A 15,983-nucleotide genomic window follows, 5' to 3' on the forward strand; every position below is an offset into this window, starting at 1 on the left:
GCCGTTCCTCGCCGGGGTCAGGCCCCGGACTGCCCGGCCGCCTGGCCGAGCGCCTCCATCGCGCGCCGGGTGACCTCGGACACCTTGCCGAGCGCCGAGATCGTCACCACCAGGCCCTGGGCCTTGTAGTAGTCGATGATCGGCTCGGTCTCGGTGTGGTAGACCTCCAGGCGCTTGCGGACGGTGTCCTCGCGGTCGTCCTCGCGCTGGTAGAGCTCGCCGCCGCAGACGTCGCAGACGCCCTCGGTCCTGGGCGGGGTGTACACGACGTGGAAGATGTGGCCGCTGTCGTTGCGGCACATCCGCCGTCCCGCGATCCGCTTGACGACCTCGTCCTCGGGGACCTCCAGGTCCAGCACGGCGTTCAGCCGGGTGCCGGACTCGCGCAGGATGCCGTCCAGTGCCTCGGCCTGGCCGATGTTCCGCGGGAAGCCGTCGAGCAGGAAGCCGTCGGCGGCGTCGGGCTGCTCCATCCGGTCCCGGGCCATTCCGATGGTGACCTCGTCGGGTACGAGCTTGCCGGCCCGCATGTACTCCTGCGCCTTCTGCCCGAGCTGGGTGCCCTGGCTGATGTTGGCGCGGAAGAGGTCGCCTGTGGAGATGTGCGGGATGGACAGGTTCTCGGCCAGGTACGCGGCCTGCGTGCCCTTGCCCGCGCCAGGCGGTCCGACGAGGACGATTCGCATCAGCGGAGGAACCCTTCGTAATGGCGCTGCTGAAGCTGGCTCTCGATCTGCTTCACGGTCTCCAGACCGACACCCACGATGATCAGGATGCTGGTCCCGCCGAACGGGAAGTTCTGATTCGCGTTGAACAACACCAGCGCGACGGTGGGCACCAGAGCGATCAGACCCAGGTACAGCGAACCCGGCCACGTGATGCGGTTCAGCACGTAGCTCAGATACTCCGCGGTGGGACGTCCGGCCCGGATGCCCGGGATGAAACCACCATACTTCTTCATGTTGTCGGCAACTTCTTCGGGGTTGAAGGAGATGGCGACGTAGAAGAAGGCGAAGAACACGATCAGCACGAAGTACGTGATGATGTAGTACGGGTGGTCACCCGTGACGAGGTGCCGGTTGATCCAGTCGGCCCAGCCCGCCTGCGACCCGCTGAACTGAACGATCAGCGCCGGGATGTAGAGCAGGGAGGACGCGAAGATGACGGGGATCACACCCGCCTGGTTCACCTTCAGCGGGATGTAGGTGGAGGTGCCGCCGTAGGAGCGGCGTCCGATCATCCGCTTGGCGTACTGCACGGGGATGCGGCGCTGCGCCTGTTCGACGAAGACCACCAGGGCGACCATCGCCAGACCCGCGAGGATCACCACACCGAACTCGATCCAGCCGTCCGCCAGGTGGCCCTGCACCTTGATGGCCCACAGCAGGCCCGGGAAGCCGGCGGCGATCGAGACGAACATCAGGATCGACATGCCGTTGCCGATGCCGCGGTCGGTGATCAGCTCACCCATCCACATGATCAGCGCGGTGCCGGCGGTCATGACGATCACCATGGTGATCGTGGTGAAGATGGAGTCGTCCGGGATGATCTGGTCACGGACACTGCACTGCGCGAAGAGGCTGCCGCTGCGGGCCGTCGCCACCAGGCCGGTGGCCTGGAGGACGCCGAGCGCCACCGTCAGGTAACGGGTGTACTGCGTGATCTTCGCCTGGCCGGACTGCCCCTCCTTCTTGAGGGCCTCCAGCCTCGGGATCACCACCACCAGCAGCTGCAGGATGATGCTCGCCGTGATGTACGGCATGATCCCGAGCGCGAAGACGGTCAGCTGCAGCAGCGCGCCACCACTGAACATGTTGACCAGGCCGAAGAGGCCGGCGCCGGCGCCCTCGGCCTCTTTCACGCACTGGTTGACGTTCTCGAAGCTGACACCCGGGACGGGGATGTGTGCACCGAGGCGGAAGAGCACCATGATGCCGAGGGTGAACAGCAGCTTCTTGCGCAGGTCGGGCGTCTTGAACGCCCGGGCGAACGCGGTGAGCACGGTGCCTCCTGCGCCCCCCGCGTCACACGCGAGAGGTTACGGTCGTGAGGATCAACGGATAAAACGGTTCAGATTCCACAGGAGAGGTCCTGTGGAGGTCAATAACGCACGACACCTTACCGGCGACCGTGCCCCCCTTGGAACGACCAACCGGGGACGCCCGTTCCTGGGCGCCCCCGGTTGGTCACTTCACCGTGCTCAGACGAGCTCGGTGACGGTGCCTCCGGCAGCGGTGATCTTCTCCTTGGCGGAGCCGGAGACCTTGTCCACGGTCACCTGCAGTGCCACGGAGATCTCCCCGTTGCCCAGCACCTTCACGAGCTGGTTCTTGCGAACCGCGCCCTTGGCGACCAGGCCCTCGACGGTGACCTCGCCACCCTCGGGGTACAGGTCCGCCAGCTTGTCCAGGTTCACGACCTGGTACTCGGTGCGGAAGGGGTTCTTGAAGCCCTTGAGCTTGGGCAGCCGCATGTGCAGCGGCATCTGCCCGCCCTCGAAGCGCTCCGGAACCTGGTAGCGGGCCTTGGTGCCCTTGGTGCCACGACCGGCGGTCTTGCCCTTGGACGCCTCACCACGACCGACGCGGGTCTTGGCGGTCTTGGCGCCCGGGGCGGGCCGGAGGTTGTGGACCTTCAGCGGCTTCTGCTCCGCCATGTCAGTCGACCTCCTCGACCGTCACGAGGTGGCGGACGGTCTGCACCATGCCGCGGATCTCGGGACGGTCCTCCTTGACGACCGAGTCGTTCACTCGCCTGAGGCCGAGGGAACGCAGGGTGTCGCGGTGGTTCTGCTTGCTGCCGATGTAGGACTTGGTCTGGGTGACCTTCAGGCGTGCCATCAGGCGCTCACCCCAGCCCGCGCCCGCAGCAGAGCGGCGGGAGCAACGTCCTCCAGCGGCAGGCCGCGGCGGGCGGCGATCTCCTCGGGGCGCTGCAGGCCCCGCAGAGCGGCCACCGTGGCGTGCACGATGTTGATCGGGTTCGACGAGCCGAGGGACTTGCTCAGCACGTCGTGGATGCCCGCGCACTCCAGCACGGCGCGCACCGGGCCACCGGCGATCACACCGGTACCGGGCGAGGCCGGCTTGAGCAGCACGACGCCCGCGGCCTCCTCACCCTGGATCGGGTGGGGGATGGTGCCCTGGATCCGGGGGACCTTGAAGAAGTGCTTCTTGGCCTCCTCAACGCCCTTGGCGATGGCGGCCGGCACCTCCTTGGCCTTGCCGTAACCGACACCCACGGTGCCGTCACCGTCGCCCACCACGACCAGCGCGGTGAAGCTGAAGCGACGACCACCCTTCACAACCTTGGCGACGCGGTTGATCGCGACGACCCGCTCGACGTACGCGGTCTTCTCGGCGGCCGCGCCACCGTCCCGCCGGTCCCGTCGGTCCCGCCGCTCGCCGCCACCGGCGCCGCCACCGCGGCGCTGGGGTCCAGCCATTGGAATTACCTCTCTCTATGCGTCCGCTTGCGTGGGGACCGGCTCAGAACCTGAGCCCGGCCTCGCGGGCGGCGTCGGCCAGGGCGGCGATCCGCCCGGCGTACTTGTTGCCGCCGCGGTCGAACACGACGGCCTCGATGCCCGCGGCCTTGGCGCGCTCGGCGACCAGGGACCCGACCTGCTTGGCCAGGGCGGTCTTGTCGCCCTCACCGCCGCGGATCGAGCTGTCCAGCGTCGACGCCGAGGCCAGCGTGTGGCCCGCGATGTCGTCGATGACCTGGGCCACCATGTGGCGGTTGGAGCGCGTCACCACCAGGCGCGGACGCTCGGGGGTGCCCGACACCTTCTTGCGGACGCGGATGTGGCGCCGCTTGACAGCGGCGGCCTTGCGCGCGCTGCCCTTCGCGATCTTCACACCGTATGCCATGGCTTACTTACCAGCCTTTCCGACCTTGCGGCGGATGACCTCGCCCGCGTACTTCACGCCCTTGGCCTTGTACGGGTCGGGCTTGCGCAGCTTGCGGATGTTCGCGGCGATCTCGCCGACCTTCTGCTTGTCGATGCCCTCGACGCTCAGCTTGGTCGGGGACTCCACCTTGAAGGAGATGCCCTCGGGAGCCTTCACCGTGATCGGGTGGCTGTAACCCAGGGAGAACTCCAGGTCGGAGCCCTTCGCCTGGACGCGGTAACCGACACCGCTGATCTCGAGCTGCTTGCTGTGACCCTGGGTCACGCCAGTGATCATGTTCGCCACCAGCGTGCGGGACAGACCGTGCAGGGCCTTGTTCCGGCTCTCGTCGTTCGGGCGGGAGACCTTGATGGAGCCGTCCTCACCCTTGGCGACCTCGATGGGCGCGGCGACGGTGTGCGAAAGGCTGCCCTTGGGCCCCTTCACGTTGACCGTCCGGCCATCGATGGTGACGTCCACACCGGCGGGAACCTGGATGGGGAGCTTGCCGATACGCGACATGAGCTTTACCTCCGTTCCCTTCCGTTACCAGACGTAGGCGAGGACTTCCCCACCCACGCCCTTCTTCTGAGCCTGCTTGTCGGTGAGGAGCCCGTGGGAGGTGGAGATGATCGCCACGCCCAGGCCGCCGAGCACCTTCGGCAGGTTGGTGGACTTTGCGTAGACCCGCAGACCCGGCTTGCTGATCCGCTTGATGCCGGCGATCGAACGCTCGCGGTTCGGACCGAACTTGAGCTCCAGGACGAGGTTCTTGCCCACCGGGGCGTCCTCGACCTTCCAGCCGGTGATGTAACCCTCCTGCTGGAGGATCTCCGCGATGTGCGACTTGATCTTGCTGTGCGGCATCACGACGGTGTCGTGGTAAGCCGAGTTCGCGTTTCGCAGACGCGTCAGCATGTCTGCGATCGGATCGGTCATGGTCATGTGATGGCCTTCGGCCTCTCTCGCCGGGGTTTCCTGTCTGCTCCGTCCCTCTCCCCGTACGCGGGACGCGACGGGACGGGTGCGGTGCGGGGACCTACGGCGTAGTAAGACGGTCATGGGCGGCGAGCGCCCAACCCACAAGCCTAGGGCACGCGGGGAGGGCGTTCGCCGGCCAGGATGCTCTTACCGAGAGTTCCTCGAAGTCCGCTCGCGCGGACTTACCAGGAGCTCTTGGTGACGCCCGGCAGCTCGCCGCGGTGGGCCATCTCACGAAGGCACACACGGCACAGGCCGAACTTGCGGTAGACGGAGTGGGGTCGGCCGCAGCGCTGGCACCGCGTGTACGCGCGCACCGCGAACTTCGGCTTGCGGGCGGCCTTGGCAATCAGAGCCTTCTTCGCCACGGCTCACGCCTCCTTGAAGGGGAATCCGAGGTGACGCAGCAGGGCGCGACCCTCCTCGTCGGTGTTCGCCGTGGTGACCACGGTGATGTCCATGCCTCGGACCCGGTCGATCTTGTCCTGGTCGATCTCGTGGAACATGACCTGCTCCGTGAGACCGAAGGTGTAGTTGCCCCTGCCGTCGAACTGCTTCGGCGACAGACCGCGGAAGTCGCGGATGCGCGGCAGCGCGAGCGACAGCAGGCGGTCCAGGAACTCCCACATCCGGTCGCCCCGCAGGGTGACGTGGGCACCGATCGGCTGACCCTCGCGCAGCTTGAACTGCGCGATGGACTTCCGGGCCTTGGTCACGGCCGGCTTCTGGCCGGTGATCGTGGCGAGGTCGCGGATGGCGCCCTCGATCAGCTTGGAGTCGCGGGCGGCCTCGCCCACACCCATGTTGACCACGATCTTGGTGAGACCGGGGATCTGCATGACGTTCTCGTACTTGAACTCGTCACGCAGCTTGCCCGTGATCTCCTCGCGGTAGCGCGTCTTCAGACGCGGCTGCACGTTCGTGGCGGTAGTCATCAGATGTCCTCACCGGTCCGCTTGGCAACGCGGATCTTGTTGCCGTCCTCGTCGAAGCGGTAACCGACGCGGGTGACGACCTTCTTGCCGTCCTTCTCCACGACGAGCTGAACATTGCTCACGTGGATCGGGGCCTCGGTCGTCACGATGCCGCCGGTCTTCGAACCGCGAGCGGTCTGGCCGGCCTTGGTGTGCTTCTTGACCCGGTTGACACCCTCGACCAGGACACGGTCCTCGCGGGGGTAGGCCTCGATGACCTTGCCCTGCTTGCCCCTGTCCTTGCCGGTGATGACCTGGACCAGGTCGCCCTTCTTGATCTTCATCGGTTACAGCACCTCCGGCGCGAGCGAGATGATCTTCATGAACTTCTTCTCGCGCAGCTCACGGCCGACGGGGCCGAAGATACGGGTGCCGCGGGGGTCGCCGTCGTTCTTGAGGATGACGGCGGCGTTCTCGTCGAAGCGGATGTACGAGCCGTCGGGGCGGCGGCGCTCCTTGACGGTGCGCACGACGACGGCCTTGACGACCTCGCCCTTCTTCACGTTGCCACCGGGGATCGCGTCCTTGACGGTGGCGACGATGACATCCCCGATACCCGCGTAGCGGCGGCCGGAGCCACCGAGAACACGGATGCAAAGGATCTCCTTCGCGCCCGTGTTGTCGGCGACACGCAGCCGCGACTCCTGCTGGATCACGTCTATCTCCTGATCGTCTGCCGGTTCCCGGCGGGTGCGCGCTCACCGCGCGCACCTCGCCGAGCCTGGCGGAACTCGTCCCGAGAAGGGATCTCGGGAATTACTTGGCCTTCTCGAGGATCTCGACGACGCGCCAGCGCTTCGTCGCGGACAGCGGCCGGGTCTCCATCAGGAGGACGCGGTCGCCGACACCCGCGGCGTTCTGCTCGTCGTGCGCCTTGAGCTTGTTCGTACGGCGGATGACCTTGCCGTACAGGGCGTGCTTGACGCGGTCCTCGACGGCGACGACAACGGTCTTGTCCATCTTGTCGCTGACGACCAGACCCTCACGGGTCTTGCGGAAGCCGCGGTTCTGCTCTGCAGTCTCAGTCACATTCGTCTCGCTCATCAGGCGCTCTCCACCGTCTCGATGCCGAGCTCGCGCTCACGCATCAGGGTGTAGATCCGGGCGATGTCCTTGCGGACGGCCTTCAGCCGGCCGTTGTTCTCCAGCTGTCCGGTCGCCGCCTGGAAACGGAGCTTGAACAGCTCCTCCTTGGCCTCGCGCAGCTTCACGACGAGCTCCTCGTCGCTGAGCTCGCGCAGCTCGCTCGCCTTGGTACCGGCCGCCATCACGACTCACCTGCCTCGCGCCGCACGATCCGGCACTTCATCGGAAGCTTGTGAGCAGCGCGGGTGAGCGCCTCACGAGCAATCTTCTCGTTCGGGTAGGACAGCTCGAACATCACCCGACCGGGCTTGACGTTCGCGACCCACCACTCCGGCGAACCCTTACCGGAACCCATGCGGGTCTCGGCGGGCTTCTTGGTCAGCGGACGGTCCGGGTAGATGTTGATCCACACCTTGCCGCCACGCTTGATGTGACGGGTCATGGAGATACGAGCTGCCTCGATCTGCCGGTTCGTCACGTAGGCGCCGGTCACGGCCTGGATGCCGTACTCGCCGAAAGCAACCTCGGTGCCGCCCTTGGCCATGCCCTTGCGCTTCGGGTGGTGCTGCTTGCGGTGCTTGACCCTGCGGGGGATCAGCATGACGGTCAGGCCTCCTTCCCGGCAGAGCCGGTGCTCTCGGCGGCCGGAGCGGCAGCGGTGCCCTCGGCGGCCTTGGGCGCCTCGGTCCGCTCCTGCTGCGGCTTGCGGCCGCGGCCGCCGCGCTCGCCACCGCGGCGCGGGCGGTCGCTGCCACCACGCGACGGGCGGTTGCCGGCGCGGGCGGCGGCGTTCTCGGCACGGACCTCGGCGATGTTCTTGACGTCGCCCTTGTAGATCCAGACCTTCACACCGATCCGGCCGAAGGTCGTCTTGGCCTCGAAGAAGCCGTAGTCGACGTTGGCGCGCAGGGTGTGCAGGGGAACCCGGCCCTCGCGGTAGAACTCCGAGCGGGACATCTCGGCGCCGCCGAGACGGCCACCGCACTGGATCTTGATGCCCTTGGCGCCGGCCTTCATCGTGCTCTGCATCGACTTGCGCATCGCACGGCGGAAGGAGACGCGGGAGGACAGCTGCTCGGCGACGGCCTGGGCCACCAGCTGAGCGTCCGTCTCCGGGTTCTTCACCTCGAGGATGTTGAACTGGATCTGCTTGCCGGTCAGCTTCTCCAGCCGACCGCGGATGCGCTCCGCCTCGGCGCCGCGGCGGCCGATCACGATGCCCGGACGGGCGGTGTGAACGTCGACGCGGACACGGTCACGGGTGCGCTCGATCTCCACCTTGGAGATACCGGCCCGCTCCATGCCCTGCGTGAGCAGGCGGCGGATCTCGACGTCTTCCTTGATGTAGTCCTTGTACAGCTTGTCGGCGTACCAGCGGGACTTGAAGTCCGTGGTGATGCCGAGCCGGAACCCGTGCGGGTTGACCTTCTGCCCCATTACCGGGTTCCTTCCTTGCTGCTGACGACCACCGTGATGTGGCTGGTCCGCTTACGGATCCGGTAGGCGCGGCCCTGGGCGCGCGGCCGGAACCGCTTCAGGGTCGGGCCCTCGTCGACGTAGGCCTCGGAGATGAAGAGGCTGTCGACGTCCGTGTGGTCGTAGTTGTGCGCGGCGTTGGCGATGGCGCTGTCGAGCACCTTGCCGACGGGCACGCTCGCGGCCTGCGGGGCGAAACGCAGGACCGCCTGAGCCTCCGTGGCGTCCATGCCACGGATGAGGTCCACCACGCGGCGGGCCTTCATGGGCGTGACGCGGATGTACCGCGCCTGGGCCCTGGCTTCCATGGTTGTCCCTTCGGTGTCAGTCATAGGTCTTCGCTACTTCCGCAGATCAGCGACGACGCGACTTGCGGTCGTCCTTCTCGTGGCCGCGGAAGGTGCGGGTCGGCGCGAACTCGCCGAGCTTGTGGCCGACCATCGACTCGGTGACGAACACCGGGACGTGCTTGCGGCCGTCGTGCACCGCGATCGTGTGGCCCAGCATGGCCGGGACGATCATCGAGCGGCGGGACCAGGTCTTGATGACGTTCTTGGTGCCTGCGTCGTTCTGTACGTCCACCTTCTTCATCAGGTGGTCGTCGACGAAAGGCCCCTTCTTGAGACTGCGCGGCATCGAAAACCCGCCTCCTAGCGCTTCTTGTTCGTCTTGCGGCGGCGGACGATGTACTTGTTGCTGGCCTTCTTCGGCGAGCGAGTACGTCCTTCCTTCTTGCCCCACGGCGAGACCGGGTGACGACCACCGGAGGTCTTGCCCTCACCACCACCGTGCGGGTGGTCGACCGGGTTCATGACCACACCGCGGACGGTCGGGCGGACGCCCTTCCAGCGCATGCGGCCGGCCTTGCCCCAGTTGATGTTCGACTGCTCGGCGTTGCCGACCTCGCCGACGGTGGCGCGGCAGCGGACGTCGACCAGGCGGATCTCACCGGACGGCATGCGCAGGTGGGCCATGCGGCCCTCCTTCGCCAGCAGCTGCACGGAGGCACCCGCGGAGCGGGCGAACTTCGCGCCGCCGCCGGGCCGCAGCTCGATGGCGTGGATGGTCGTACCGACCGGGATGTTGCGCAGCGCGAGGTTGTTGCCCGGCTTGATGTCGGCGCCGGGGCCGTTCTCGACGCGGTCGCCCTGCTTCAGGCCGGCCGGCGCGAGGATGTAGCGCTTCTCGCCGTCGACGTAGTGCAGCAGCGCGATGCGCGCGGTGCGGTTGGGGTCGTACTCGATGTGCGCGACCTTGGCCGGCACGCCGTCCTTGTCGTGACGACGGAAGTCGATCACGCGGTAGGCGCGCTTGTGGCCGCCGCCCTGGTGGCGGACGGTCACACGACCGGTGTTGTTACGGCCGCCCTTGCTGTGCAGGGGGCGGACCAGCGACTTCTCCGGCGTGGACCGCGTGATCTCGACGAAGTCGGCGACGCTGGAGCCACGACGGCCCGGGGTCGTCGGCTTGTACTTGCGGATACCCATTTCTCAGTCCTCGTCCGATATCGGACGGTACGACCTCCGTTAGGAGACCGGACCGCCGAAGATGTCGATACGGTCGCCCTCGGCGAGGGTCACGATGGCGCGCTTGGTGTCGGCGCGCTTGCCGTAACCGGTGCGGGTGCGCTTGCGCTTGCCCTGGCGGTTGATCGTGTTGACCCCGGTGACCTTGACCGAGAAGACCGCCTCGACGGCCTGCTTGATCTGGGTCTTGTTGGCACGCGGGTCGACGACGAACGTGTACTTGTTCTCGTCCAGCAGCGCGTAGCTCTTCTCGGAGACCACCGGCTTCACGAGGATGTCGCGGGGGTCGGAGAAGGTCTTGCTGGTGACGGTGGTCTCGGCCATCAGGCCTCGCTCCCTTCGTGCTGGGCGGCCTTGCGGCCGGCCACGAAGCTGTCGAGGGCGGCCTTGGTGAAGACCACGTCGTCGGAGACGAGCACGTCGTAGGTGTTCAGCTGGCCCGGCTCCAGGATGTGGACCTGGGGCAGGTTGCGGGCGGACAGCCACGCGGCCTCGTCACTCCGGTCGGCGACCAGGAGCACGTTCTTGCGCTCGCTGATCTTGCCGAACAGGGTCTTGGCGGCCTTGGTGGAGATCTCGCCCTCGACCACGCCGGTCACGACGTGGACGCGGCCGTGGCGCGCCCGGTCGGAGAGGGCACCGCGCAGGGCGGCGGCCTTCATCTTCTTCGGGGTCCGCTGCGAGTAGTCGCGCGGCACGGGGCCGTGCACGACGCCACCGCCCGCGAACTGCGGGGCGCGGGTCGAACCCTGGCGGGCGCGGCCGGTGCCCTTCTGGCGGTACGGCTTCTTGCCGCCGCCTCGGACCTCGCCGCGGGTCTTGGTCTTGTGCGTGCCCTGACGGGCAGCGGCCAGCTGTGCGACGACGACCTGGTGGATCAGCGGAACGCTGACCTGCGCGTCGAAGATCTCCGCGGGGAGCTCGACGGTCCCGGCCTTGTCGCCTGCCGGCGAAAGGATGTCAATGGTGCTCATCGGTTACCTCAGGCCCCCTTGGCCGCGGTACGGACCAGGACGAGGCCGCCGTTCGGACCAGGAACCGCGCCCTTGATGAGCAGCAGGCCCTTCTCCGCGTCAACGGCGTGGACGGTCAGGTTCTGGGTGGTGACCCGCTCGTTGCCCATGCGGCCGGCCATGCGCAGGCCCTTGAACACGCGGCCCGGGGTGGCGCAGCCACCGATGGAGCCGGGAGAGCGGTGCTTGCGCTGCGTGCCGTGGCCGGCGCCGAGGCCGCCGAAGCCGTGGCGCTTCATGACACCGGCGGTGCCCTTGCCCTTGCTCTTGCCGGTGACGTCGACCTTCACGCCCGACTCGAACACCTCGGCGGTGACTTCCTGGCCGAGCGTGTACTCGCCGGCGTCGGCGGTACGCAGCTCCACCAGGTGGCGGCGCGGGGTGACGTCGGCCTTGGCGAAGTGGCCCTTGAGGGGCTTGTTCACCTTGCGCGGGTCGATCTCGCCGAAGGCGATCTGGACGGCCTCGTAGCCGTCCTTGTCTGCGGTGCGCACCTGGGTGACGATGCAGGGGCCGGCCTTGACGACGGTGACCGGGACGACACGGTTGTTCTCGTCCCAGACCTGGGTCATGCCGAGCTTCTCGCCCAGGACACCCTTGATCTGCTTGGTGGTCATCTCTACCGGGCCTCTCAGAGCTTGATCTCGATGTCGACGCCGGCCGGCAGGTCCAGGCGCATCAGCGAGTCAACGGTCTTGGGCGTCGGGTCGAGGATGTCGATCAGGCGCTTGTGGGTACGCATCTCGAAGTGCTCGCGCGAGTCCTTGTACTTGTGCGGCGACTTGATGACGCAGTACACGTTCTTCTCTGTGGGCAGCGGCACCGGGCCCGCGACCGACGCACCAGTACGGGTCACCGTCTCGACGATCTTCTTCGCCGAGGTGTCGATGACCTCGTGGTCGTAGGCCTTGAGCCGGATGCGGATCTTCTGTCCCGCCATGGCTACTTCGTAGTCCTGTCTCTCGTCACGCTCTGGGACCCGGCGGGACCACGCTCTCCTCCGACCCACGCGGTCGGGCGTGTCGCATTCCCGCCACCATGGAAATCCTTGAATTTCCCTGCCTGGGGATGCGGTGCGCGAGACCGCGGAACCGGGGGAGGAAACCCACCGGGCGCCTGGTCGGTACCCCGCCCACGCTTCCCGGAAGATTCCCGTACTTCCGCCCCTGACGAGGGGCGACGAATACATTGGGACTCGCTTCCGGTCCTCCCGGCGGGAGGCGCGCAGCATCGGCACTCAACCGAGCAACCCGGACAGTCTGCCACACGGGGCATCGCCGATGCCAATCGGACCCATGACGGTACCCCGCCGGAACGCCGCCGAACCATGCCGCCCGGCGGCTCTCCGGTGCATCGGCGACGCCGACCGTGCACCGGGGTACGCGGGCCGGGACGCGGCCGACCGGCCCGGGCCGCCCTCAGCCCACCGGGAACCAGTCCGCCACCAGCAGCCCCAGCGGCACCGCGCTCCACACCAGCAGCGGCAGCCCGGCCTCCCGGCCCGTGGCCGCGCGCGGCGGGCGCAGCGCCGGGTGCCGGGCCATCAGCGCGAGACGGTCGGCCGCCCGCTGCCCGGTGGCGGGCAGCCGCGGCAGCCGCCGGAGCACCGGCGGTGCGAACGCCCCGGCGATCACCCTCTCACCGTCCGCCGCCACGAACTCCAGCGCGCCGTCGCGGCGGTGCTCCACCGTGCGTATCCGGTCCCAGGGCAGCCGGCGCGGCCGGAGCCAGCGGCGCACCAGCACCCCGTCGGCGTCCGCGGTGATCCGCCACAGCGCCATCCGGCAGCACAGCCACGCCCATACCAGCGCGGCCCACGCCAGGACGATCCAGCCCCCCGGCGACTGTCCGGGCCCCGGCTCCGCGCCCCACAGCAGCATGCCCGCCGCGAACGCGGCCCCCGCGGCACGGCCGCCCCACCCCGCCCGCAGGACCAGCGGTCCGGTCGCGGGCGGTGTGCGCGGCAGCAGCTCGGCCAGCCTGCGCTCCCGCTCCAGCCGCCGCACCCGCCGGGCCTCCCGGGACTCCTGTCGCACCCCCCTCACCTGACGGCCTCCTTCGACTGCGACAGCTCGACGCCCGCAGGCACCAGCTCCTCCACGTACTCCCGAAGCCCCCTCTCCTCGTCCGGGGCCGAGAAGCCGAACAGCGGGCTGTCCGGCCGCACCGGCCGCCCGCCGGTCCAGGGCACGACGGTGTCGGGTTCACCGGGCGGCCGGCGCAGCTCCGCCGTCCACTCCCGGCGGAAGCACCATGCGGTCGGGGCCGGGCACGGGGTGCGGACGCGGAACGCGGGACGCGGACCGCTTATGTCAGCGACCTGCCGTGCGCGACAGGAAGTCGGCCCACGCACCCGGCGCGAAGGCGAGCCGCGGGCCCCGTATGTCCTTGGAGTCGCGGACGTGGACGGTGCCAGGGGTGGCGGCGACCTCGACGCAGTCGTTGTTGTTGGCGCCGCTGTAGCTGCTCTTGATCCACTCCAACTCGGAACCGTCCCCGGCAGAGGGCTTGAGCGTCATGTCATCTCTCCCAGCAGTTTCTCGATGAAGGCCAGCGACTCCCGTGGGCTGAGAGCCTGGGCCCGGATGATCCCGTACCGCAGCTCAAGGACCTGCACCTCCTTGGGATCGGAAATCAGGCGGGTGCTGAGCTGTGCCTCGGTGTAGCCGATCGCCGTTCCGTCCCTGAGCTTCAGCACATGGAGCTGCCCCGCCATCCCCGCGTGATCCTCACGGTCTGTCGGCATCACCTGGACCTCGACGTGCCGCAACCGGCCGATCTCCAGCAGGTGTTCGAGCTGGCGGCGCAGCACCATTCTGCCCCCGATCGGACGCCGGAGAGTCACCTCTTCCTGGACAAAGGTCAGGGTCGGGGGATGCTTCCGCGTGAGGATCTCCTGCCGGGCCAGGCGGGCGGTCATGTACCGATCGAGGTCGTCCTCGGAGTAGGCGGGCCGCCGCATGTCGAACAGTGCGCGGGCGTACTCCTCCGTCTGCAACAAGCCAGGAATGTTGTGATCGTTGTAGGAGCCCAGCTCGACGGCATCGGCCTCCAGCTTGGCCAGATCCCGCACCTTCTTCGGATACCGGGCCTCCTCCACGTCCTTCTTCATCGCGGCGAGCTTGCCGCCCGCGCCCACGATCTCGTCCGCCTTGCCCAGAAAGTCCGGGTGCGGCAGACGCCTGGCGCGCTCGACCGCCGAGACCATGCCCAGGCTGTAGCCGATGGCGTCGCCCAGTTCCTGCTGCGTCAGCCCGGCCGACTCCCGCCACAGCTTGATCTGGCGGCCGGCGGCCTTCACCACCGGTGCGTACTCGTCATCCCAGTCCGGTTCCCAGGGTGTGCCGTCCGCGCTGTCCGTCGTGTGGCTCCCGCGTGCCGCGCCCTCGTTGTCCACAGCCATGTGCACCAGCCCCTCCGTGTTCGCCGTGCCCGTGTCCAACAGCGCCCGAATCGAAGCCGTCACGCCGTACAAGCCGCACAGTCCCGGCCCGCACTCGCACAGCCACTCCCCGTTCGAGTACCGTCACCAAGAGTCACATTAGGCATGGAGGGTCCACTAACGCACTCATTCGGCGGGAAATCCCTCGAACAGGAAATTCCACTTCATACAGTCGCTCCACCAGGGACGACAGGACGACGAGGCCCCCGCCCGTCGCGCCGGTGGTCGCTTCCACCAGCGATTCGGACGGGGGCCTCGCCGGTCGGCGCCCCTACCGGGTCGCGCCCTTACGAGTAGTTCCAGCGCTGCCCGTCGGCTCGCTGCTTGCAGTAGATGATCCGGCCGGCGGAGTTGTGCGTCTGCATACCGAGGTGCTTGTTGGCGCAGAACTGGCCGGCCTGGTAGCAGTTGCCCGCCGGGGAGGTCAGCTCGCACTGGCCGTTCCACTGGGCGGCACCGCCGGAACCACCCGAGGAGCCCGTGGAGCCGGACCCGCCCGTGGAACCGGAACCGCCGGAGCCGCTGCTGCTCGGAGGAGGCGGCGGGGTGTAGTCGGGATCGTTCTTCCGGTCCTTGTAGGTGCCCTTGCCCGACGGGCAGGAGCCTCCCTCGACCAGGGTCAGCTTCGCCTCGGTGCCGGGTTTGGCGTCCTTGCCCGCCGAGGGCGCCTGGAAGCAGACCTTGTAGCCTTCCGGGTCCTCCTCCACGTCGGCGGCGGAGATGGAGACATCCTTGTACGCCGACTCGACCTCGATGTCGTCCTCGTCGACACCCACCTTGGCCAGCGCCTTGACGGCCTCGGCGTAGACCTTGCCGGTGACGTCGGGAATCCGGGGCCAGGCGAGCGGGCCGCCGTCCTTCTTCGGGCAGAGAGCGCCCTCCCGGACGGCCCCGTAGTCGACGGTGCCGTAGCCGATCTCCTCGAAACACACCTTCCATTTCCCGGAAGGCTCGGCGTCGCCCTTGTTGGCGTTGTGGACGGTGACCTCGTAACCGGCGTCCTCTGCGGCCTCCCTGGCCGCTTCGAGTGCCTCGCCCTTCTGGGAGGAGATCCTCTCCGGCTCCGCCGTCACGGTGGCGGTCGCGGTCGCCGTCACGGTGACGGTCTCCTTCGGTTCCGCCCCGGCGTCGGCGTCCGAGCAGGCCCCGAGCAGAAAAGCGCCGAAGACTCCGAAGGCGATGAACCTCCCGCGGATCACGGCACGGCCCCCCGCCCGCATTCCCCGCCCCGGAAGATTCCGGATCATCCGCCGATCATGCGCTTGCTGTCCGCGCGATATGTTCCGCGCAGCGTGAAACAACGTCATCCCGCCCCCTGGCAGTGCCGTTCGTGCGGCGAATGCTAGCCGCGCGGGGCCGCCGGGGCGGGCGATAAACAAAACCGGTTCTCCGCCCGTGACGGGCGCCTGGGTCGAATACCGCGCACAGCGGGGCGGGACGGCTCACCCCTCACGCACCGACCGCACAAGCCCGCACAAGAGCCGAACAGGATCCCCCTGAGCAGGTGTCAGGTATGGCCGGGGCGGATACGGGCGGACACGCTGGGTGACGTGACTCCAGAGACCACCCGCACCAAGAGCCCCGCCCCGGCC

General features: G+C 68.1%; 28 protein-coding genes. All 28 read right to left on the reverse strand.

Annotated features, from left to right (window positions below):
* Positions 1 to 17: 17 nt before the first annotated feature.
* A complete protein-coding gene (locus L7D48_RS02365; RefSeq protein WP_237876894.1) occupies positions 18 to 686 on the reverse strand; it encodes an adenylate kinase in 669 nt (222 codons plus the stop codon).
* Positions 686 to 2,002: a preprotein translocase subunit SecY gene (gene secY / locus L7D48_RS02370; protein WP_237876896.1), complete on the reverse strand. Its 1,317-nt coding sequence runs from the start codon at positions 2,000 to 2,002 to the stop codon at positions 686 to 688. The genes L7D48_RS02365 and secY overlap by 1 nt, the downstream gene beginning before the upstream one ends.
* Positions 2,003 to 2,200: 198 nt before the next feature.
* Positions 2,201 to 2,656, reverse strand: coding sequence for a 50S ribosomal protein L15 (gene rplO, locus L7D48_RS02375; RefSeq protein ID WP_093851448.1), 456 nt, complete (start codon positions 2,654 to 2,656; stop codon positions 2,201 to 2,203).
* A gap of 1 nt (position 2,657) precedes the next feature.
* The gene (rpmD, locus tag L7D48_RS02380) at positions 2,658 to 2,840 is read right to left on the reverse strand and encodes a 50S ribosomal protein L30 (protein WP_093660623.1); all 183 of its coding nucleotides are present in this window, start codon (positions 2,838 to 2,840) and stop codon (positions 2,658 to 2,660) included.
* Positions 2,840 to 3,445 carry a 30S ribosomal protein S5 gene (gene rpsE / locus L7D48_RS02385; RefSeq protein ID WP_093660621.1) on the reverse strand — a complete coding sequence of 202 codons (606 nt, stop codon included), beginning with the start codon at positions 3,443 to 3,445 and terminating at the stop codon, positions 2,840 to 2,842. The genes rpmD and rpsE overlap by 1 nt, the downstream gene beginning before the upstream one ends.
* A gap of 43 nt (positions 3,446 to 3,488) precedes the next feature.
* Entirely contained in the window at positions 3,489 to 3,872 is a 384-nt protein-coding gene (gene rplR / locus L7D48_RS02390) for a 50S ribosomal protein L18 (RefSeq protein ID WP_093851449.1), read from the reverse strand.
* 3 nt (positions 3,873 to 3,875) lie between these two features.
* A complete protein-coding gene (gene rplF, locus L7D48_RS02395) occupies positions 3,876 to 4,415 on the reverse strand; it encodes a 50S ribosomal protein L6 (protein ID WP_237876898.1) in 540 nt (179 codons plus the stop codon).
* Positions 4,416 to 4,439: 24 nt separating this feature from the next.
* Positions 4,440 to 4,838 carry a 30S ribosomal protein S8 gene (rpsH, locus tag L7D48_RS02400; RefSeq protein WP_093660615.1) on the reverse strand — a complete coding sequence of 133 codons (399 nt, stop codon included), beginning with the start codon at positions 4,836 to 4,838 and terminating at the stop codon, positions 4,440 to 4,442.
* 218 nt (positions 4,839 to 5,056) lie between these two features.
* Positions 5,057 to 5,242 carry a type Z 30S ribosomal protein S14 gene (locus L7D48_RS02405; RefSeq protein WP_004571834.1) on the reverse strand — a complete coding sequence of 62 codons (186 nt, stop codon included), beginning with the start codon at positions 5,240 to 5,242 and terminating at the stop codon, positions 5,057 to 5,059.
* A gap of 3 nt (positions 5,243 to 5,245) precedes the next feature.
* Positions 5,246 to 5,809: a 50S ribosomal protein L5 gene (rplE, locus tag L7D48_RS02410; protein ID WP_237876900.1), complete on the reverse strand. Its 564-nt coding sequence runs from the start codon at positions 5,807 to 5,809 to the stop codon at positions 5,246 to 5,248.
* Positions 5,809 to 6,132 (reverse strand): 50S ribosomal protein L24, encoded by a 324-nt coding sequence (gene rplX, locus L7D48_RS02415; RefSeq protein ID WP_101255278.1) that lies wholly within the window; start codon positions 6,130 to 6,132, stop codon positions 5,809 to 5,811. Before rplX ends, rplE begins: the two co-directional genes overlap by 1 nt.
* Positions 6,133 to 6,135: 3 nt before the next feature.
* Entirely contained in the window at positions 6,136 to 6,504 is a 369-nt protein-coding gene (gene rplN / locus L7D48_RS02420; protein WP_206348895.1) for a 50S ribosomal protein L14, read from the reverse strand.
* Between the two features lie 100 nt (positions 6,505 to 6,604).
* Positions 6,605 to 6,892, reverse strand: a complete 288-nt coding sequence (rpsQ, locus tag L7D48_RS02425) for a 30S ribosomal protein S17 (protein WP_093660607.1) — start codon at positions 6,890 to 6,892, stop codon at positions 6,605 to 6,607.
* Positions 6,892 to 7,116: a 50S ribosomal protein L29 gene (gene rpmC, locus L7D48_RS02430; protein ID WP_031510591.1), complete on the reverse strand. Its 225-nt coding sequence runs from the start codon at positions 7,114 to 7,116 to the stop codon at positions 6,892 to 6,894. Before rpmC ends, rpsQ begins: the two co-directional genes overlap by 1 nt.
* Positions 7,116 to 7,535 carry a 50S ribosomal protein L16 gene (rplP, locus tag L7D48_RS02435; RefSeq protein ID WP_031510592.1) on the reverse strand — a complete coding sequence of 140 codons (420 nt, stop codon included), beginning with the start codon at positions 7,533 to 7,535 and terminating at the stop codon, positions 7,116 to 7,118. Before rplP ends, rpmC begins: the two co-directional genes overlap by 1 nt.
* Positions 7,536 to 7,540: 5 nt before the next feature.
* Entirely contained in the window at positions 7,541 to 8,371 is an 831-nt protein-coding gene (gene rpsC / locus L7D48_RS02440; RefSeq protein ID WP_206348896.1) for a 30S ribosomal protein S3, read from the reverse strand.
* Positions 8,371 to 8,718 (reverse strand): 50S ribosomal protein L22, encoded by a 348-nt coding sequence (rplV, locus tag L7D48_RS02445; RefSeq protein ID WP_006130776.1) that lies wholly within the window; start codon positions 8,716 to 8,718, stop codon positions 8,371 to 8,373. The genes rpsC and rplV overlap by 1 nt, the downstream gene beginning before the upstream one ends.
* Before the next feature lie 46 nt (positions 8,719 to 8,764).
* On the reverse strand, positions 8,765 to 9,046 hold the full coding sequence (rpsS, locus tag L7D48_RS02450; RefSeq protein WP_101255276.1) for a 30S ribosomal protein S19: 282 nt from the start codon (positions 9,044 to 9,046) through the stop codon (positions 8,765 to 8,767).
* Between the two features lie 14 nt (positions 9,047 to 9,060).
* Positions 9,061 to 9,897 carry a 50S ribosomal protein L2 gene (rplB, locus tag L7D48_RS02455; RefSeq protein WP_237876902.1) on the reverse strand — a complete coding sequence of 279 codons (837 nt, stop codon included), beginning with the start codon at positions 9,895 to 9,897 and terminating at the stop codon, positions 9,061 to 9,063.
* Positions 9,898 to 9,936: 39 nt separating this feature from the next.
* The gene (gene rplW, locus L7D48_RS02460; RefSeq protein ID WP_237876904.1) at positions 9,937 to 10,260 is read right to left on the reverse strand and encodes a 50S ribosomal protein L23; all 324 of its coding nucleotides are present in this window, start codon (positions 10,258 to 10,260) and stop codon (positions 9,937 to 9,939) included.
* Positions 10,260 to 10,910, reverse strand: coding sequence for a 50S ribosomal protein L4 (gene rplD / locus L7D48_RS02465; RefSeq protein WP_237876905.1), 651 nt, complete (start codon positions 10,908 to 10,910; stop codon positions 10,260 to 10,262). The genes rplW and rplD overlap by 1 nt, the downstream gene beginning before the upstream one ends.
* Before the next feature lie 8 nt (positions 10,911 to 10,918).
* Positions 10,919 to 11,566, reverse strand: coding sequence for a 50S ribosomal protein L3 (rplC, locus tag L7D48_RS02470; RefSeq protein WP_101255273.1), 648 nt, complete (start codon positions 11,564 to 11,566; stop codon positions 10,919 to 10,921).
* 14 nt (positions 11,567 to 11,580) lie between these two features.
* Entirely contained in the window at positions 11,581 to 11,889 is a 309-nt protein-coding gene (gene rpsJ / locus L7D48_RS02475; protein WP_004571821.1) for a 30S ribosomal protein S10, read from the reverse strand.
* A 478-nt stretch (positions 11,890 to 12,367) separates the two neighbouring features.
* Entirely contained in the window at positions 12,368 to 12,994 is a 627-nt protein-coding gene (locus L7D48_RS29350) for a PH domain-containing protein (RefSeq protein ID WP_237876907.1), read from the reverse strand.
* Positions 12,991 to 13,140: a hypothetical protein gene (locus tag L7D48_RS02485; RefSeq protein ID WP_237876909.1), complete on the reverse strand. Its 150-nt coding sequence runs from the start codon at positions 13,138 to 13,140 to the stop codon at positions 12,991 to 12,993. The genes L7D48_RS29350 and L7D48_RS02485 overlap by 4 nt, the downstream gene beginning before the upstream one ends.
* 121 nt (positions 13,141 to 13,261) lie before the next feature.
* Complete coding sequence (locus tag L7D48_RS02490; RefSeq protein ID WP_237876911.1) at positions 13,262 to 13,468, reverse strand: DUF397 domain-containing protein; 207 nt, start codon at positions 13,466 to 13,468, stop codon at positions 13,262 to 13,264.
* Positions 13,465 to 14,352 (reverse strand): helix-turn-helix transcriptional regulator, encoded by an 888-nt coding sequence (locus L7D48_RS02495; RefSeq protein ID WP_237876913.1) that lies wholly within the window; start codon positions 14,350 to 14,352, stop codon positions 13,465 to 13,467. Before L7D48_RS02495 ends, L7D48_RS02490 begins: the two co-directional genes overlap by 4 nt.
* A gap of 326 nt (positions 14,353 to 14,678) precedes the next feature.
* Positions 14,679 to 15,590, reverse strand: coding sequence for a PASTA domain-containing protein (locus L7D48_RS02500; protein WP_237876915.1), 912 nt, complete (start codon positions 15,588 to 15,590; stop codon positions 14,679 to 14,681).
* Positions 15,591 to 15,983: the final 393 nt, after the last annotated feature.

The organism is Streptomyces sp. ICN903 (assembly GCF_022015835.1).
GTDB lineage: Bacteria > Actinomycetota > Actinomycetes > Streptomycetales > Streptomycetaceae > Streptomyces > Streptomyces fenghuangensis.

Excerpts from the sequence above, each read along its gene's own strand:
- L7D48_RS02365 (WP_237876894.1), bottom strand. The coding sequence starts at position 686 with ATGCGAATCGTCCTCGTCGGACCGCCTGGCGCGGGCAAGGGCACGCAG.
- rplO (WP_093851448.1), bottom strand. The coding sequence starts at position 2,656 with ATGGCGGAGCAGAAGCCGCTGAAGGTCCACAACCTCCGGCCCGCCCCG.
- rpmD (WP_093660623.1), bottom strand. The coding sequence starts at position 2,840 with ATGGCACGCCTGAAGGTCACCCAGACCAAGTCCTACATCGGCAGCAAG.
- rpsE (WP_093660621.1), bottom strand. The coding sequence starts at position 3,445 with ATGGCTGGACCCCAGCGCCGCGGTGGCGGCGCCGGTGGCGGCGAGCGG.
- rplR (WP_093851449.1), bottom strand. The coding sequence starts at position 3,872 with ATGGCATACGGTGTGAAGATCGCGAAGGGCAGCGCGCGCAAGGCCGCC.
- rplF (WP_237876898.1), bottom strand. The coding sequence starts at position 4,415 with ATGTCGCGTATCGGCAAGCTCCCCATCCAGGTTCCCGCCGGTGTGGAC.
- rpsH (WP_093660615.1), bottom strand. The coding sequence starts at position 4,838 with ATGACCATGACCGATCCGATCGCAGACATGCTGACGCGTCTGCGAAAC.
- rplE (WP_237876900.1), bottom strand. The coding sequence starts at position 5,809 with ATGACTACCGCCACGAACGTGCAGCCGCGTCTGAAGACGCGCTACCGC.
- rplX (WP_101255278.1), bottom strand. The coding sequence starts at position 6,132 with ATGAAGATCAAGAAGGGCGACCTGGTCCAGGTCATCACCGGCAAGGAC.
- rpsQ (WP_093660607.1), bottom strand. The coding sequence starts at position 6,892 with ATGAGCGAGACGAATGTGACTGAGACTGCAGAGCAGAACCGCGGCTTC.
- rpmC (WP_031510591.1), bottom strand. The coding sequence starts at position 7,116 with ATGGCGGCCGGTACCAAGGCGAGCGAGCTGCGCGAGCTCAGCGACGAG.
- rplP (WP_031510592.1), bottom strand. The coding sequence starts at position 7,535 with ATGCTGATCCCCCGCAGGGTCAAGCACCGCAAGCAGCACCACCCGAAG.
- rpsC (WP_206348896.1), bottom strand. The coding sequence starts at position 8,371 with ATGGGGCAGAAGGTCAACCCGCACGGGTTCCGGCTCGGCATCACCACG.
- rplV (WP_006130776.1), bottom strand. The coding sequence starts at position 8,718 with ATGGAAGCCAGGGCCCAGGCGCGGTACATCCGCGTCACGCCCATGAAG.
- rpsS (WP_101255276.1), bottom strand. The coding sequence starts at position 9,046 with ATGCCGCGCAGTCTCAAGAAGGGGCCTTTCGTCGACGACCACCTGATG.
- rplB (WP_237876902.1), bottom strand. The coding sequence starts at position 9,897 with ATGGGTATCCGCAAGTACAAGCCGACGACCCCGGGCCGTCGTGGCTCC.
- rplW (WP_237876904.1), bottom strand. The coding sequence starts at position 10,260 with ATGGCCGAGACCACCGTCACCAGCAAGACCTTCTCCGACCCCCGCGAC.
- rplD (WP_237876905.1), bottom strand. The coding sequence starts at position 10,910 with ATGAGCACCATTGACATCCTTTCGCCGGCAGGCGACAAGGCCGGGACC.
- rplC (WP_101255273.1), bottom strand. The coding sequence starts at position 11,566 with ATGACCACCAAGCAGATCAAGGGTGTCCTGGGCGAGAAGCTCGGCATG.
- rpsJ (WP_004571821.1), bottom strand. The coding sequence starts at position 11,889 with ATGGCGGGACAGAAGATCCGCATCCGGCTCAAGGCCTACGACCACGAG.
- L7D48_RS02490 (WP_237876911.1), bottom strand. The coding sequence starts at position 13,468 with ATGACGCTCAAGCCCTCTGCCGGGGACGGTTCCGAGTTGGAGTGGATC.
- L7D48_RS02495 (WP_237876913.1), bottom strand. The coding sequence starts at position 14,352 with ATGGCTGTGGACAACGAGGGCGCGGCACGCGGGAGCCACACGACGGAC.